Origin of the sequence: Pseudomonas sp. Os17, from assembly GCF_001547895.1 — a bacterium.
Classification (GTDB): domain Bacteria; phylum Pseudomonadota; class Gammaproteobacteria; order Pseudomonadales; family Pseudomonadaceae; genus Aquipseudomonas.
In genome coordinates this window covers 169818-184180 of the sequence record NZ_AP014627.1, presented here as the reverse complement: position 1 = coordinate 184180, position 14363 = coordinate 169818, and the positions used below count along the sequence as shown (strand labels likewise).

Here is a 14363-nt window from a genome sequence, read left to right as displayed (position 1 = left end):
CATAGCAAGCCGGAGCTCAACCCGCTCGCCCTTGCAGACGTCAGGTAGCGGGAACGCATGACCCGGCATAGCTTTCCGGGAAATTCTTCCACGAAGGGTAGTCGAGAATTTGAATCCCCATCTTTATTCAGAATCAGTTTTCAAGACCTGTGCAGGCACCGCGTCAGAGCGGTCGGCGTTCGCCCGTCACCGCCCAGGTGCTGCAGACAGCACAACGCCCGGGCTGCGTCACACAGCACCGGGCGTCGAGGGGGAATCAGGGGCGGGCAAAGCGCCCCTTTTAACGGCTTATTGCAGGGCGCCAGCACCGCCCATCTTGCTCATGACAAAGCCCACGAACTGTTCAACGCTCATCTTCTGGCCGTTGAAATTCACCTCGTTGTTGGCGTAGTGCAGCGCTGATACCACGTTATTGCCTTCCAGCTTGGCCAGTTGAGTGGCCAGGGCCATGGCGCTGAGCATTTCCGCGGTGGCCGCGCTCTGCTCGGCAATCTGCTTGGCATCGGTCAGGCCTTCAGCCTGGGCCTGCAAGGCCGCCACGTCCGCCACCATCGGCTTGGACAGCGACAGCTTGGCGTCCAGTTGGCTGACCAGTTGCTTGCCCAGCTCGGCCGGCGGCAGCTCCAGGCTCTGCGGCTTGGCCAGATCCAGGCTCAGGCTGAAACGGCTTTCACCACCGGCGGTCTTGAATGCCAGGCTTTCCAGGGCGATCTGCGGCTTGGCTTCCAGGACCTTGTTCACCGCGGCACGTACCTTGACCTCTTGAGCTTCGCTCATTTGCAGTTCCGGCGCCGGCTCGCCCTCGGCAGTGGCCGCGGTGGCAGCCTGCTGATACGGCTGCAGCACGGTCTGGTAGATCTGGAGCAGATCGAGCATGCCCTGGCTGTCGAGGTTCTTCATGCTCCAGAGCATCTCGGCCGAACCCACGGTCTTGCCGTCGAAGGCGATTTCGCCCACTCGGTAATCCGCGCGGCCCGCTAACGTGCTGCCGGTTTCTTCGCTGGAGGTCTTCTGTTCGAAGTTCTTCAGGGTCAGCACCGACTGCTTGTCACCGAAGGTGGCCTTGGTGCTGGTGAGCTCCAGGGTGTTCTGGCCCAGGTAGTAGTCGAAGCTGCTCTTTTGCAAGTTGCTGGCCAGGGTCAGGCCGTTGATTTCCAGTTTGAGCGGTGCTTTATCCGGCGAGCTGAGGAACAGGCTCAGGCTGTCCATGTAGCCGTCGACCTTGGCTTTCTGGCGGTTTTCGCTGACGCTGAAGGTGGCGTTCAGGCCGGAGAACTTGAGGTTGTTCAGCTCATCCCGGGCCAGCTCCATCGGAGCGAAATCCACAGTGCCCTCGGCGGACAGGTCATAGCCAACATTGACCACGCCCTTGAACGGTGCAGCACCCTTGGTGGCGGCAAACAACTTGTCGGTCTGGGCATTATTTTCCAGTTGGAAATGACTGGACGCCATAACGGGCAGCCACTTGAGACGGATCAGGCGCGAGAACGGCAGCGGGCCGTGTTCGATGTGGTCGGCGATCATCAGTTCCAGATCGCCACCGAACACTTCACCCTGGCCCTTGAGGCGGTAGCGGGCGTTGCTGCTGAATACGCCACGCTCCAGGGACACCAGTTCCAGGGTAGCGGTGGCGTCGTAGCCGATCAGCGCCGTCTGCAGCTCCTTGTTGCTCTCGATCACCTGCTGCTGCAGGACCCCTTCCAGCTTGGTGCCGGTGTACCAGGCGCCGCCGGCACTGATGGCACCTACTGCGACGACGATTCCTAACAGTACGCCTGCTGATTTATTCATGTCTGACCCGATCAATATCCGTTGTTTGAAGGTGTGCTGGTCTTCCCTGAACCCATGACGGGTCGCGGCTCGACTCCGCGTAAAAACGGCGCAGATTACCACTGGCGGCCAAAGCTAAACCAGCAGCAAGCTACAAGCCTCAAGTTGCAAGCTAGCGGCAGCAGGCGGCTTGAGGCTTGAGGCTTGAGGCTTGAGGCTTGAGGCTTGCAGCTTGCAGCTCAGGAGTATTGGACTTCCAGGGCATCGAGTTGATGGTCGAAGCTTTTGAGGCGCGCGCTCCAGGTGTAGACCAGGACCTCGAAATCCCGGTCGATCACCGTGCTGTTGCCCCGGGACTCGCCCCGGGGGTCGCAGAAGTCCAGCTGATAGCGTTCCCGGGCCATGGCGGTGGCGACGTCCGACAGCTCGCGGGCGTTGCTCAGCCAGTGGTGGCCGTCGTCGGCCTGCTTGTCGAGCAGCATGCACTGCTTCTTCAGGGCTTCCAGGCTCTTTTCCAGCGGGGTGCCGGTCAGTTCGCCCATGACTTCGGCGAAGGTGCGCCCCGGTTGCCAGTAGCTGCCCCAGAAATAGCGGTCGAATACGGTTTCGACCCGGCGCAGGGCAACCTTGGTGTCCCAGATGACCACCAGGGTCTTGCTCTGTTCGAGCTGTCGTTTCCTGATTTTCTGATTCTGCCAGGAGGCCCAGGCCACCACGCCAATGGCCAGCACCGCGATCAGCGCACTGGCGCTGTCGAGAAAGACCATGGCCTTGTCGATCTGATGGGCCAGCATGATGCCGTAGAAGTAGGTGGCAGAGAGCAGCACCAGCGCACAGAGCGCGCACCAGAAGCCCGGAGCATAAGGGTTTTTCATTATTGGAATCCCCATGACCATCACATGCTTTGATCGGTTGCAAAACCCGTTGCACCACAGGCTTTGCAACTGTTCAAAGCATAGCAACGGCCTCAGGGTTTGATCGGTGGCGAAGCTTGCGTTCGTCCGCTTTCCCAGCCGCCACCCAGGGCCAGGAACAGATCGATCTGGCTCATTGCCACCTGGGTATTGGCCGCCGCCAGTTGCGCGCGCATATCGGTGTAGGTGCGGGTGGCTTGCAGGTCGGCGAGGAAGGACACGCGTCCGGCCTGGAAGAAGCGGTGGGTCTGGTCCGCCGCCTGTTGCGCCGACTGCTCGGCATCTGCCAGGGCCTCGCGGCGTTGCAGTTGCGCGCTGTACTGGGCCAGGCCGGTCTGGGTTTCACGAATGGCGTTGAGCACCACGCCGTCGAAATGCGCCAGGGCGCCCTGGCTCGCGGCCTCGGCCTCATGAATGCGCTCGCGGGCGCCGTTGGCCGGCACTGTCCAGCTGATCAGCGGGCCGAAGCCCCAGCGGTTGGTGGACGGCTTGCCGAGGTTGTCGAGGATGCCCACGGTGCCGACCGTCGCGCCAATGCTGATGTCCGGGTACAGGGCCCCGGTGGCCACGCCGATGCGCGCGGTGGCGGCGGCCAGCTGGCGCTCGGCCTGGCGTACGTCGGGACGGCGCTTGAGCAGCGCCGCGCCGTCACCCACCGGCAACAGTTGGGCGATGTGCGGTAACTCGGCGCACGTACCGGTGCCAGCAGGCAATTGATCCACCGGCCTGGCCAGCAGCATCGACAGGCGAAACAGCCCCGACTGGCGCGCGGCTTCATAGCGCGGCAGCTCGGCGCGCAGGGATTTGAACTGGGTCTGGGAGCGGGTGACCTGGGTTTCGTCGCCGCGCCCGGCATCGCGCAGGCGCTGGGTCAGTTCGGTGCTATGGGCTTGCAGGCTCAGGGAGTGCTCGGCGATTTCCCGCTCTTCGTTAGCCGCGCAGACCTGGGTGTAGGCCCGCACCACATCCGCCACCAGGGTGATGCGCGCGGTATCGGCCGCGGCCTGGGTCGCGTCGGCATTGGCCTGGGCCGCCTCGATGCCGCGCTGCAGGGTGCCGAACAGGTCGAATTGGTAAGAGGTGCTGATGGACAGGTTGCCGACGTTGGCCACCGGCACTTTTTCCGGCAGCAGGAAGGCCTCGCCGGATTCCTGCAGGCGCTCGACCCCGGCCTTGACCCCACCGCTCCAGCCGCCGGCGGCCTGGGCTTCATCTACCTGGGCCCGGGCGCGGGCCAGGTTGGCCGCGGCTACCCGCAAGTCGGTATTGGACGCCAGGGCCTGCTGTACCAGCTGGTCCAGGCGCGGGTCCTGGTACAGCCGCCACCAGTCGGCGGGCACCGGTGCCGACACCACGTTGGCGTCCTTGGCGCTCAACTCGCCCTGCAAGTCCTGGCGCTGCAGCGCCGCGTCCTTGGGCAGCCGGTAGTCCGGCCCGACCATCTGGCAGGCCGAGAGCAGCAGGCCGAGCCCGGCCAGGGCCAAACATGCGCCCGGCTTCATTGCCCGGGCTCCCGCTTGGCCTGGTCGTCGAGGATCGACACCGTGGCGGTGCGCCCGGCAATCATGCGGAAGTCCGCCGGCACGTCATCAAAGGCGATCCGTACCGGAATCCGTTGCGCCAGGCGCACCCAGCTGAAGGCCGGGTTGACGTTGGGCAGCAGGTTGGAGCCGCTGCTGCGATCACGGTCCTCGATCCCGGCGACGATGCTTTCCACATGCCCGCGCAGCCGCGCGCGGTCGCCGATCACGCGGATATCCACCGCCTGGCCGACATGGATGCCGTCGAGCTTGGTTTCTTCGAAGTAACCATCGATATGAAAGGAATTGCTGTCCACCACCGACAGCACCGGGCGCCCGGCGGTGACGAACTCCTGGGTGCGCGGCGCGCGGTCGTTGACGTAGCCGTCCACCGGGCTGCGCACCACCGAGCGGTCGAGGTTGAGCTGGGCGCTGTCCACCGCCACCTGGGCCTCGGCCAGGGCCGACTGGGCACGGGCCTCGCGGGACTGGCTTTCTTCCAGTTGCTCGCGCGGCACCAGGTTGCCCAGGCCGCGGTTGCGCTTGGCCTCGCGCTGGGCCTGGGCCAGGGTTTCCTGGCGGTCGGCCAGGGCCGCCCTGGCTTGGCGCAGGGCCAGCTTGAAGCGGTCCTGGTCGATGCTGAACAGCACCTGGCCGCGCTTGACCAGTTGGTTGTCGCGCACCTCCACCTGCTGGATCAGCCCGGACACGTCCGGGGCGATTTGCACGATATCGGCGCGGATGTGCCCGTCCCGGGTCCAGGGCGCGAACATGTAGTACATCACCATGCGCCAGACCACCACGACCGCGAAGGTCACCACCAGTAACGTCAGGACCACACGGCCAATGGTCAATAAGGGTTTTTTCATGTCATCAGGTATCGACTCAGAGAGTCCACCGCGCCCAGCAGCAGCGCGTAGAGACCCACGTTGAACAGCGCCCGGTGCCAGACCAGACGATAAAAGTGCAAGCGCGTCAGCACCCCGTGCACCAGCAGGTACAAGCCATAAGTGATGCCCATCAGCACCAGCAGCGTGGGCAGGAACACCCCGCTGATATCCAGATCACCGATCACAAGGGCGCTCCATCAATGCCATGGGGAAGGGGGTGTTCAAGCTCGCCGGTGGCGACGAATTCCACCCCCGGCAGCAGTGCCAGACGCAGGCCGCTGAGGGCGTGCAACAGGTGCAGGCGGGTTTCGTCGTCGCCTTGCAGGCCCTGGCTGCCCAAGGCCCGGCGGGTGCGATCGAGGGTCATCAGCAGGCCGCCGGGGGCCGGCAGGCGTTCGCCGGCCTTGAGGCAGGCATTGAAGTATTCGCCGACCTCGGCCACCACCTGGCCCAGCAGGGCCTGGGCCACGCCCCGCACCCGCGGCGCGTAGGCCAGCAGGTCCAGCACGTTGAGCGCCACGCGCAACTCGCGCAGCGCGGCGCCGGTGTCCTGGCCGGTGATGGCCAGGCGCGGCAGGTGCTGCATCAGCCGGTCGAGCATCTGCGCGGCCATGTGCCGGTGCTCGGCCAGGGTTGCAGGCTCGGAAAGGCTGACAATGTCGCGCCAGCTGAAGCGGGTCAGGCGCTTGGCCGCCAGCTCCGAGCCGAACGGTCGGGCGATCAGGGTCCAGACAAAGGCGAATAGCAGGCCCATGGGCCCGGCCAGGTTGGAGTTGGCAAAGCTCAGGAAATCCGCGTCGTAGGCGCCCTGGATACTGATGAAGGACGAGGTGTTGACGATGGTCAGGAGCATGCCCAGGTAGAAGCGCGGCTGTACCGTCAGGGTGCCGACGCAGATAAAGGGCACGGCGAAGGCCAGCACCAGCATCGGAAAATCGTGCAGGTTGGGCAGGATCAGGAACAGGTAGAGGCTGGCGAACAGCACCGACATCGCGGTCCAGAAGAAGAACCGGTAGATCTGCGGCGCCGGGTCGTCCATGGAGGCGAAGAAGCTGCAGGCCACCGCCGCGAGAATCACCGCGCTGCCGCCGTCGGTCCAGCCCAGGAGGATCCACAGTACCGAGGCGACGATGATCGCGAGCACCGTCGAGCCCGCCGAATACAGCATCAGCCCGCGGTCGAGAAACGGCGTCAGGCGGCCCAGGCGCCAATGCCGGTAGACCGCGCGCCAGGTGTCCTGGCTTTCGCACTGGATGGCGTGCTGCAGGCTGCGGCAGTCCTGCCAGAGGTCGATCCACTCACCGAGGCGATACAGGGCATTGGAAAACAGCAGCTGGCGTCGATCGTCCAGCGCTTCAGCGCTGGGCTGCAGGGCTTCGAGCTCGCTGCGCAGGGCCTGCCAGTGTTCCACCGAGGCATCCCGGGCGGTGCCTTGCAGCCAGGCTTCGGCCTTGGCCAGCACAGGGGCAAATTGCGCCACCAGCTCCGGGGTCCGCCGCTCCAGGGCATACAGGGCGTCATCCAGGGCGTCCACCACTGGCAGCAGGTGGATCATCCGACCGCGCAGCTCCTTGGTGTTGCGCACCGTCTGCGGCCGGGCGCCTTCGTGGGGCAACTGGCCAATCATCAGCTCCAGGGTGTTGAAGGTGCCCACCATCGATGTGCGCAGGGCGCTGACCTCTTCGGGCTGGACGTTGCGGGCCAGGAAGCGCTGGCTGTAGAGCGCGGCATCGGCGAACCACTTGCCGGCGGAATCGACGAACACCGGGGCCAGCCGCCGGGGCCAGAACAGGCTGCCGATGACCGCGGCGCAAATGATGCCAAGGAAGATTTCCTCGGTGCGCGCCTCGGCCACGTCCCACACCGCCAGAGGGTTGTCCACCACCGGCAGGGCGATCAGCGGCAGGGTGTAGCCGGCCAGCATCAGCGCGTAGTTGTTGGCGGTGCGCAGGTGCATGGACAGAAACAACAGGATCCCGGTCCACAGGGCAATGATCAGCACCAGCACATAGGGGCTCTGCACGAACATCGGCACCAGCAGCACCGCCGCCGCCGCGCCGAGAAAGGTCCCGATTGCCCGGTACAGCGCCTTGGAACTGGTGGGGCCGACAAAGGGGCTGGAGACGATGTACACCGTGGCCATGGCCCAATAGGGACGGGGCATCTGCATCAGCATGGCGATGTATAGGGCGATCATCGATGCCGCGAAGGTGCGGACACCGTAGAACCAGTCCCGCGCGGGGGGCATGCCGGTAAAGAAGCCTTTCAAGAGGACAGCACCGGCACATGGCTGGCGGACTCGAAGGCGCGGATCACCCGCAGCGCCGCTTCCAGGTCGCTGCTGCTGATGCCTTCCAGAACGTCATGGCGCAGCCGCACCAGCTCGCTTTCCACCGCCTGCACCAGCTCGCGGCCGCTGTCGGTCAGGCTCAGGCACTTGGCCCGACGATCGTTGGGGTCTTCACTGCGGCACACGTAGCCGGCGCTGCACAGTTGATCCAACAGGCGCACCAGCGATGGGCTTTCCATCCCTGCGGCCTGGGCCACGGTGACTTGGCGCACGCCCTCGCCGAGGCGCCCGATCATCAGCAGGGGCACCGCACAGGCTTCGGAAATGCCGAAATTGACCAGGGTGCTCTGGCAGATCCGCCGCCAATGCCGGGACGCGACCACCATGCCACTGCTGATGTTCATGTGGAGTGATTCAAGGGAGTTGGGCACAAGACTGTTCGCACACTGTTAGTTTGCTAACTATCAATATGGCATCGACGAATAAATCCAGTCAAGTTTTGTAACAATTACCGGATGATGGAGAAGCACAGCTTCCCGACAAACCTCAGCGCTTCCTGGCCTGCTCGTACACAGTTCCACGCTCGCGCTTGCCTACCGCAACCACGCAAACCACTACCCGTTCTTCGATCACTTGATAAACCAGCCGGTAACCCGAAGCCTTGAGTTTGATCTTGTAGCAATCGGGAAGTCCGTGCAGGGCATCAGCCGGGATTCGCGGCACCTCAAGCCGTTCGGCGAGCTTTTTCTTGAATTGTGCTCGAAGGGTATGCCCCAACTTGTTCCATTCCTTGTGTGCCGAAGGCAGGAACTCAAGTCTATAAGTCATCCAGACTGACCGGGACGGGCGTCTCATGGCTGCGCGCGCGAACGATCTCGGCCAGCTCAAGATCATCCAGGCGTTCCATCAACGCCTCGAAAACCTCGGCCGGAACCATGTAGCCCATGACACGATTGTGATTCAACACCGCCACGGGTCCCCCCTGGGCACCACTCAAGACGGCAGACGGGTTTTTCTTCAACTCGGATACGCTGACGGCTTTGTCAGCCAGAATGCTCTGCATAATCATGACCTCAATTCAGGTCATGATTCTGGTCTAAATACCCCATCACAACAACCACAGCCCATCACCCCCCGCGCCCCTTCCTCAACAACACATCCAACTGATCCACCACCTCCGCCCAGTCCGCATCATCGAGCACTTCCGTGCGCAGGAAGTCCGCCTGGCTCTTGCTCCAGAAGAACGCGTCCGCCAGGTGCAACTCCGGTTTCAGCGGCGAATGAGTGGCGATGAAACGATCAATACTCTCCGGGTCATCGGCCAGCCCCAACTGTTTGAACAGCGCCGGCAGGTTGTGGGTCGGTGCTTCCATGGTCAGGCTCCTGATCAGTGCGAGACTTCGCAGACTTCAGCGTGGGGCACCAGCTTCAGGTACTGGGCCATGCTCATGTGCACCAGATTGTGGTGGTTGCCGGCTTCCAGATAGATGTCTTTCTGCCGGGTCAGCAGCGGGTCGATCACCACGTCCAGCCCATAGGACTCGCCCAGGGCCGGCACCGCGCCGCGCTCGCAATCGTTGAACAGATGGGCCAGGGTGCTTTCCCGGGTGATCTGCCATTCGCCGCTGCCGCGCACCTTGCCGAGGTCCAGGTGACGGCTGGCCGGCAACACCGCCATCAGGTAGTGGCCGTGGTGATCGTCGAGAATCACCGACTTGGCCACCCGCTCCGCCGGCACCCCAGCCACCCGCGCCGTTTCCAGGCTGCTGGCGGAATGGGGATGGGTCACCAGATCAAACTCGCAAGCCGCCTGTTCCAGGCTGCGCTGCACGGTTCTTGCCATACGCATGATGCACCTCGGTGCCCCGCGAACGGGGACAGGACTGTGACTCCTGATGCAAGTCTAGGTCGCACGGCGCAACTCAATGCCCCGAACTTCCGAACGGCACCCTGCGCGCTCATTGCCCGGTGCAGGGCACGCCCGTTGCCGGGCCACAGAGGACAAACAGCCGCGCCCGGGTACCGCCCGCGGCGAACTGACTGACTTTGCGCCACCCCGGCGGCAACGGCGCGAACTCTTCGGCCGGATCGTCCGACCCCACCAGCCAATAGCGCCCGCTGCCCACCGGCAAACGGCTCAACTGGTCCAGGTAGACCTGGTCCGGCTGGTCGATCAGGGTGCCAAAGCCGTAGGCGTTCGGCCTGCTGGAGGCGCCTCCCGGCAGCGGCGGCGTATAGAGCATCGGCTGGGCATCGGTGCGGTTGTAGTAGAGGTAGCTCAGGTACCAAAGCATGTCGCTGATCACGATGCGGTCACCGGCCACGTAGTGCCGGTTGACGTAGTCGACCATCACGCTGACCTGGTCGTTGGCGTCGACATCGATGTTGTTTTTCAGCCCTACCGCTTCCAGCCCGACAAACCCCACCAGCAGCGCCAGCGCCACCAGCCGGGCCGATTTCAGCCAGCGATCGACGAGTACCGCGATGATCATCGGCACCCCCAGGGCATAGGCGGTCAGGTAGCGCTCGATAAACACCGGGGAGGCGAACGACACCGCAAACACCAGCAACAACGGCAGCAGGGTGAAACTCGCCAGCAGCCCGCCAAAGCGGACCGGCGCCCACTTACGCCAGGCCGGTACGCTGCAGAGCGCCAGCAACAGCAACGGCATGCCCACGAACAGCGCCCCGGGCAGGTTGTCGCCCTCGTCCTGGATCAGCAATTGCCAGACCATCGCCGGCAGCGACGTCCACGTCACCGGAGGTTCCCAGCCGACATCGCCGTTGGCCTTCAATTCGTCCATATGCCGCAGCAGGTCCAGCAACTCCGGCACCCAGGGCAGGTACAGCAGCACGATCGCCGCATTCGCCAGCCACCAGGCCGGCCGGACGATCAGACGCCTGTCGCCCTCGCCGCGCACGCCCGACAGCGCCAGGTACAGCCAGTGCGCCAGCACGCAGAAGGCCGTGAAGTAATGGGTGTAGAAGGCCAGGGTCATCAGCAACGCGTAGCTGACCAGATAGCCCCGGCGCGAGGGTTGGCGCAGCCAGTACACCAGGGCCAGGGTCGCCCCCAACAGCAACAGGCCCAGCAGCGCATACATGCGCACTTCCTGGCTGTAGCGCACGGCCGTGGGCAGCAGCGCCAGCAGCACACCGGCGAGAATCGCCGCGCGGCGGGTCGCCAGGAGCGCCACCAGCCAGACGCCCAGCCCTACGGTGACGATCCCCGGCAGCGCGCTGAAGGTGCGAATGGAAAAGATCCCGTCGCCAAACAGTTCGATCCAGCCGCGCAACAGCATGAAATACAGCGGGGGATGCACGTCGCGGGCCGCATGCACCCAGATATCGCTCAGCGAATACTGACTGAGCACCAGGCTGGAGCCTTCATCGCCCCAGATGGCCGCCGCGGTCAGGTCATAAAAGCGAACGGCCGCCGCCAGCAGCAATACCGGCAGCAACCAGTACTCAAGCACCCGGCGCATCAGCCGTTGCACGCCCTGCTCCTGAGGCACGACGGCCTGCTCTTGCAAACGCCCGATCAACTCCGGCGCTCTGCGAAAATCCATTCCTTGCTCCCCATAAATTCGCATGATCTGGTCGCTAAAACCCCGACAGCATCGTCCTTTGCCTGGAAAACCGCAAAGCTCAGACACGCGGGCAAAAAGCCGCTCATCGAATGTCTTGTGCGACTCCTGACGATTGCCCTCGGGCACCGCGCTCCGGGGTCAGGCCCGGCCCTCCCCGGCAATGGATGAACATAGACCGGAGGACAGCAAAGTCGCGTCACAGAACGGCAGATTTTCTAACCAGCAACGTAGGTGCCAGCCGGCGCCTTCTGTATGATTTTCGCCACACTCGGAACCTGCCCTCCCGGCTTTTCTGAATTAAGGACAATTCATGCGCAAGCTTCTGCTCTCGTCATTGACCCTCGCGGCGCTCTGCGCCGGCCAGGCCCAGGCCAGTTCGGATGACACCTGCTCACCGACCTGGAAGCTGTACGCCAACCAACTGGACGGTTGCAGCAACCTGCCCTTTCTCAGCCCGGGCAACGACAGCCGGGTCAACCTGCGGCTGCTGCTGGCCGACCAGGGCAGTCTGCCTCTGACTCCCAGGGCCTTGACCCAGGATGAACTGGGCATGGGCTACGGTCCCGTACCCTTCATGCACTATCGCCTGTACCCGGCGGCCCCTGAACTCGACCCCGACACGGGCAACCCACCCAAGCCCGGCCCCTCGCCCGCCACCGAGCAGCTCGACAGCCTGCTGGAGGCCGTGGGCCTGCGTCGCGACAGCAAGGAAACCGCCGGGGACGGCTTTCTCTCCGGAGAAGGCAGCCGCTGCCGCAGCAACTCGGACGCCAGCGCCCTGGCCTTTGTCGAGCAGCTCAACCAGGCGCCACTGAGCCCGGAAGAACGCCAGGCCCTGGCCGAAGCCCGGGTGCAACTGCTGGCCAGCTGCAGCTGGAACGCCAGCGAAATGAGCAAGCTGCTGCCAGGCAACCTGAACTCGGCGGCGGCCAAGGCGTTCGCCAGCTACCTGCAGGCCGCCGCCGACTTCTACAGCGGCCGCTTCAGCGAAGCCGGCAACGGTTTTGCCGCGCTCAAGGACAATCCCCAGCCCTGGCTGGCCGAAACCGCGGCCTACATGAGCCCGCGCACCACCCTCAACCTGGCCCAGCAGAACGCCTTCGATGAATGGAGCATGGTCAATCTGGAGCATGTGGACAAAGCCGTCCTGCAACAGGCCGGCGCCGGTTTCGAGGCCTACCTGAAGGCTTATCCACAGGGTCGTTACGCCGTGTCCGCCAAAGGCCTGATCCGGCGTGTGCACTGGCTGACGGGCGACACCCCGGCCCTGGCCGACGACTACGCCTGGCAACTGACCCAGGCGCCGGGCACCCCGCGCAACATGCGTCTGGACGACCTGGTGGAAGAAGTCGACTACAAACTGCTGAGCCTGCCCGAAGACAACTTCAAGGCCCCGCTGCTGCTGGCGGTCAAGGACCTGATGCACATGCGCGGCGCCACGCCGGCGGTATTGACCCGCGACACCCTGCAACAGCAAAAAGCCCTGTTCGAAGGGCAACCGGCACTGTTCGATTATCTGCAGGCCGCCTTCAGCCTGTATGTCGAGCAGCAACCGGCCACGGCGCTCAAGCAACTGCCCAGCCAGTTGCCAGCGCACCTGGACTACCTGAGCTTCAGCCAGCAGACCCTGCGTGGCCTGGCAATGCAGGCCCAACAGGACTGGAAAGGCGCCGAGGCGCTGTGGCTGCAATTGCTGCCCCTGGCCCAGCAACCGCTGCAACGCGAACAGCTGGAACTGGCCCTGGCCTACACCTACGAGCGCAGCGGCCAACTGGACAAGGTGTTCGCCGCCGACTCGCCGATCAAGACCGCCCAGGTGCGCGCCATTCTCCTGCGCCAGGTGGCCTCGCCCAAACTGCTGCGCCAACAGGCGCAGAAGGCCGACTCGGCAGAAGAGCGCAACGCCGCGCGCTTTATCCTGCTGTACAAGGACCTGACCCGCGGCCAGTACGCGGCCTTCGGCCAGGACTACGAGCAACTGCCGCCCACCCTGCCCGACGCCAGTCTTCCCGCCAGCCTGGGCTACATCTACCTCAGTACCACGCCATTGCAGGATTTCCACTGGAATGGCGCACAGCCCGAAGCGCAAACCCCCGACTACCGGTGCCCGAGCCTAGTGGAGACGGCCGCCCTCCTGCAGCGTGATCCCAAGGCTCCGGCCGGGCTGATCTGCCTCGGCGAGTTCATGCGCTTCAGCGGCTTCGACCGCATGCCCCTGGACACCCCGCCACCGGCCCAGAACCTGGGCGGCACCCCGGATGCGTTCCCGGGCAAGCCGTTCTCGCGGCTCGACGGCTATCAGGTGGTGATCAACAACCCCAAGGCCAGCCGTGACGACCGGGCCTACGCCTTGTACCGGGCCATCAACTGCTACGCCTCCTCGGGCCACAACAACTGTGGCGGCGCCGGCGTCGAACCGGCCGTGCGCAAGGCCTGGTTCCGTCAGTTGAAGACCAAGCTGGGGGATACCCAATGGAGCCAGTCATTGCGCTACTACTGGTGAGAATGAAGTCCCTGGGTTACGGCCTGCTGCCGCTCTGGCTGTGGTGGGCCACCCCGGCGGCCGGCGCGGCGCCAGTGCAGGCCGCCGACCACGACGCCTTCTGGCTGTGGAGCGGGGTCAAAACCCAGCCGGTGCTGGCCCGGGCCAAGACCCTGTACATCCTCCAGGGCCAGATCAGCCGCTCGCGGCGCCATCCGGCCAGCGGCGTCCAGCTCATCGCCCAAGGCCTGCCGGTGTCGCGCCTGCCCCAGGAACAGGTGTGGGTGGTATACCGCGCCCACACCCTGGCCTGGACTGAGCCGGTGTATCGCCAGCTGTTCGGCCAGTTGCAGCGCTGGCAGGCCACGGGCAGCCCGGTGGTGGGCATCCAGATCGACTTTGACAGCAGCACCCGCGACCTCGAACGCTACGGTAATTTCCTCCGTGACCTGCGCCAGCGCCTGCCCGCGCACTACCGCCTGAGCATCACCGGCCTGATGGACTGGGGCAGCAACGCCGACCCGCAAGCCATCGGCCAGCTCAAGGGCGTGGTGGACGAAGTGGTGGTGCAGACCTACCAGGGCCGCCGCAGCATCCCCAACTACGCCAGCTACCTGCCGCGCCTGGACCGCATGGGCCTACCCTACAAGGTCGGCCTGATCCAGGGCGGCGACTGGCAGGAACCCCAGGCCCTGCGCGACAGCCCCTGGTTCAGGGGCTATGTGGTGTTCTTGCAGAATCCTCAGCCTGAGCCCTGAATCCGGCGCAATAAGTGCTCACAGTAATACCCGTCGATACCCTTGATCCTCGGAGCCTGCTGGGGCAAAACGGTCCCTGCGGAGTTGATGCACCAGGCAGCCATTTGCCATTCCTCACTCGTCGGACAAGGATTGACCCCCACGAGCAC

14 protein-coding genes are annotated in these 14363 nt (G+C 64.5%); 2 read left to right on the top strand and 12 right to left on the bottom strand.

Annotated features, from left to right (window positions below):
• Positions 1-288: 288 nt before the first annotated feature.
• From POS17_RS00820 to POS17_RS00765, 12 genes are all read right to left on the bottom strand, one after another.
• On the bottom strand, positions 289-1791 hold the full coding sequence (locus POS17_RS00820) for a YdgA family protein (protein ID WP_060836940.1): 1503 nt from the start codon (positions 1789-1791) through the stop codon (positions 289-291).
• Between the two features lie 218 nt (positions 1792-2009).
• Complete coding sequence (locus POS17_RS00815; RefSeq protein WP_060836939.1) at positions 2010-2645, bottom strand: hypothetical protein; 636 nt, start codon at positions 2643-2645, stop codon at positions 2010-2012.
• A gap of 92 nt (positions 2646-2737) precedes the next feature.
• Entirely contained in the window at positions 2738-4186 is a 1449-nt protein-coding gene (locus POS17_RS00810) for an efflux transporter outer membrane subunit (RefSeq protein ID WP_060836938.1), read from the bottom strand.
• Positions 4183-5073, bottom strand: coding sequence for an efflux RND transporter periplasmic adaptor subunit (locus tag POS17_RS00805; RefSeq protein WP_060836937.1), 891 nt, complete (start codon positions 5071-5073; stop codon positions 4183-4185). The genes POS17_RS00810 and POS17_RS00805 overlap by 4 nt, the downstream gene beginning before the upstream one ends.
• Positions 5070-5279, bottom strand: coding sequence for a DUF1656 domain-containing protein (locus tag POS17_RS00800; RefSeq protein ID WP_011058538.1), 210 nt, complete (start codon positions 5277-5279; stop codon positions 5070-5072). The genes POS17_RS00805 and POS17_RS00800 overlap by 4 nt, the downstream gene beginning before the upstream one ends.
• Complete coding sequence (locus POS17_RS00795; RefSeq protein ID WP_060836936.1) at positions 5276-7363, bottom strand: FUSC family protein; 2088 nt, start codon at positions 7361-7363, stop codon at positions 5276-5278. The genes POS17_RS00800 and POS17_RS00795 overlap by 4 nt, the downstream gene beginning before the upstream one ends.
• A complete protein-coding gene (locus POS17_RS00790; RefSeq protein WP_060836935.1) occupies positions 7360-7788 on the bottom strand; it encodes a MarR family winged helix-turn-helix transcriptional regulator in 429 nt (142 codons plus the stop codon). The genes POS17_RS00795 and POS17_RS00790 overlap by 4 nt, the downstream gene beginning before the upstream one ends.
• 142 nt (positions 7789-7930) lie before the next feature.
• Positions 7931-8212 carry a type II toxin-antitoxin system RelE family toxin gene (locus POS17_RS00785; RefSeq protein ID WP_060836934.1) on the bottom strand — a complete coding sequence of 94 codons (282 nt, stop codon included), beginning with the start codon at positions 8210-8212 and terminating at the stop codon, positions 7931-7933.
• Positions 8202-8447 (bottom strand): type II toxin-antitoxin system Phd/YefM family antitoxin, encoded by a 246-nt coding sequence (locus POS17_RS00780; RefSeq protein WP_060841856.1) that lies wholly within the window; start codon positions 8445-8447, stop codon positions 8202-8204. The genes POS17_RS00785 and POS17_RS00780 overlap by 11 nt, the downstream gene beginning before the upstream one ends.
• Positions 8448-8511: 64 nt before the next feature.
• Positions 8512-8757, bottom strand: coding sequence for a DUF2789 domain-containing protein (locus POS17_RS00775; RefSeq protein ID WP_047300786.1), 246 nt, complete (start codon positions 8755-8757; stop codon positions 8512-8514).
• A 14-nt stretch (positions 8758-8771) separates the two neighbouring features.
• Positions 8772-9233: an aminoacyl-tRNA deacylase gene (locus POS17_RS00770; RefSeq protein WP_019093517.1), complete on the bottom strand. Its 462-nt coding sequence runs from the start codon at positions 9231-9233 to the stop codon at positions 8772-8774.
• Between the two features lie 109 nt (positions 9234-9342).
• Positions 9343-10953 (bottom strand): glycosyltransferase family 39 protein, encoded by a 1611-nt coding sequence (locus tag POS17_RS00765; RefSeq protein WP_060836933.1) that lies wholly within the window; start codon positions 10951-10953, stop codon positions 9343-9345.
• Between the two features lie 331 nt (positions 10954-11284).
• Between POS17_RS00765 and POS17_RS00760 the strand changes: the two genes are divergently transcribed.
• Positions 11285-13477, top strand: a complete 2193-nt coding sequence (locus POS17_RS00760; RefSeq protein WP_060836932.1) for a hypothetical protein — start codon at positions 11285-11287, stop codon at positions 13475-13477.
• Positions 13447-14214, top strand: coding sequence for a DUF3142 domain-containing protein (locus POS17_RS00755; RefSeq protein ID WP_060836931.1), 768 nt, complete (start codon positions 13447-13449; stop codon positions 14212-14214). Before POS17_RS00760 ends, POS17_RS00755 begins: the two co-directional genes overlap by 31 nt.
• The last annotated feature ends 149 nt before the right edge of the window (positions 14215-14363 follow it).

Coding starts and splice junctions, on each gene's coding strand:
- POS17_RS00820 (WP_060836940.1), bottom strand. CDS start 1,791: ATGAATAAATCAGCAGGCGTACTGTTAGGAATCGTCGTCGCAGTAGGT.
- POS17_RS00815 (WP_060836939.1), bottom strand. CDS start 2,645: ATGAAAAACCCTTATGCTCCGGGCTTCTGGTGCGCGCTCTGTGCGCTG.
- POS17_RS00810 (WP_060836938.1), bottom strand. CDS start 4,186: ATGAAGCCGGGCGCATGTTTGGCCCTGGCCGGGCTCGGCCTGCTGCTC.
- POS17_RS00805 (WP_060836937.1), bottom strand. CDS start 5,073: ATGAAAAAACCCTTATTGACCATTGGCCGTGTGGTCCTGACGTTACTG.
- POS17_RS00790 (WP_060836935.1), bottom strand. CDS start 7,788: ATGAACATCAGCAGTGGCATGGTGGTCGCGTCCCGGCATTGGCGGCGG.
- POS17_RS00785 (WP_060836934.1), bottom strand. CDS start 8,212: ATGACTTATAGACTTGAGTTCCTGCCTTCGGCACACAAGGAATGGAAC.
- POS17_RS00780 (WP_060841856.1), bottom strand. CDS start 8,447: ATGCAGAGCATTCTGGCTGACAAAGCCGTCAGCGTATCCGAGTTGAAG.
- POS17_RS00775 (WP_047300786.1), bottom strand. CDS start 8,757: ATGGAAGCACCGACCCACAACCTGCCGGCGCTGTTCAAACAGTTGGGG.
- POS17_RS00770 (WP_019093517.1), bottom strand. CDS start 9,233: ATGCGTATGGCAAGAACCGTGCAGCGCAGCCTGGAACAGGCGGCTTGC.
- POS17_RS00765 (WP_060836933.1), bottom strand. CDS start 10,953: ATGGATTTTCGCAGAGCGCCGGAGTTGATCGGGCGTTTGCAAGAGCAG.
- POS17_RS00760 (WP_060836932.1), top strand. CDS start 11,285: ATGCGCAAGCTTCTGCTCTCGTCATTGACCCTCGCGGCGCTCTGCGCC.
- POS17_RS00755 (WP_060836931.1), top strand. CDS start 13,447: ATGGAGCCAGTCATTGCGCTACTACTGGTGAGAATGAAGTCCCTGGGT.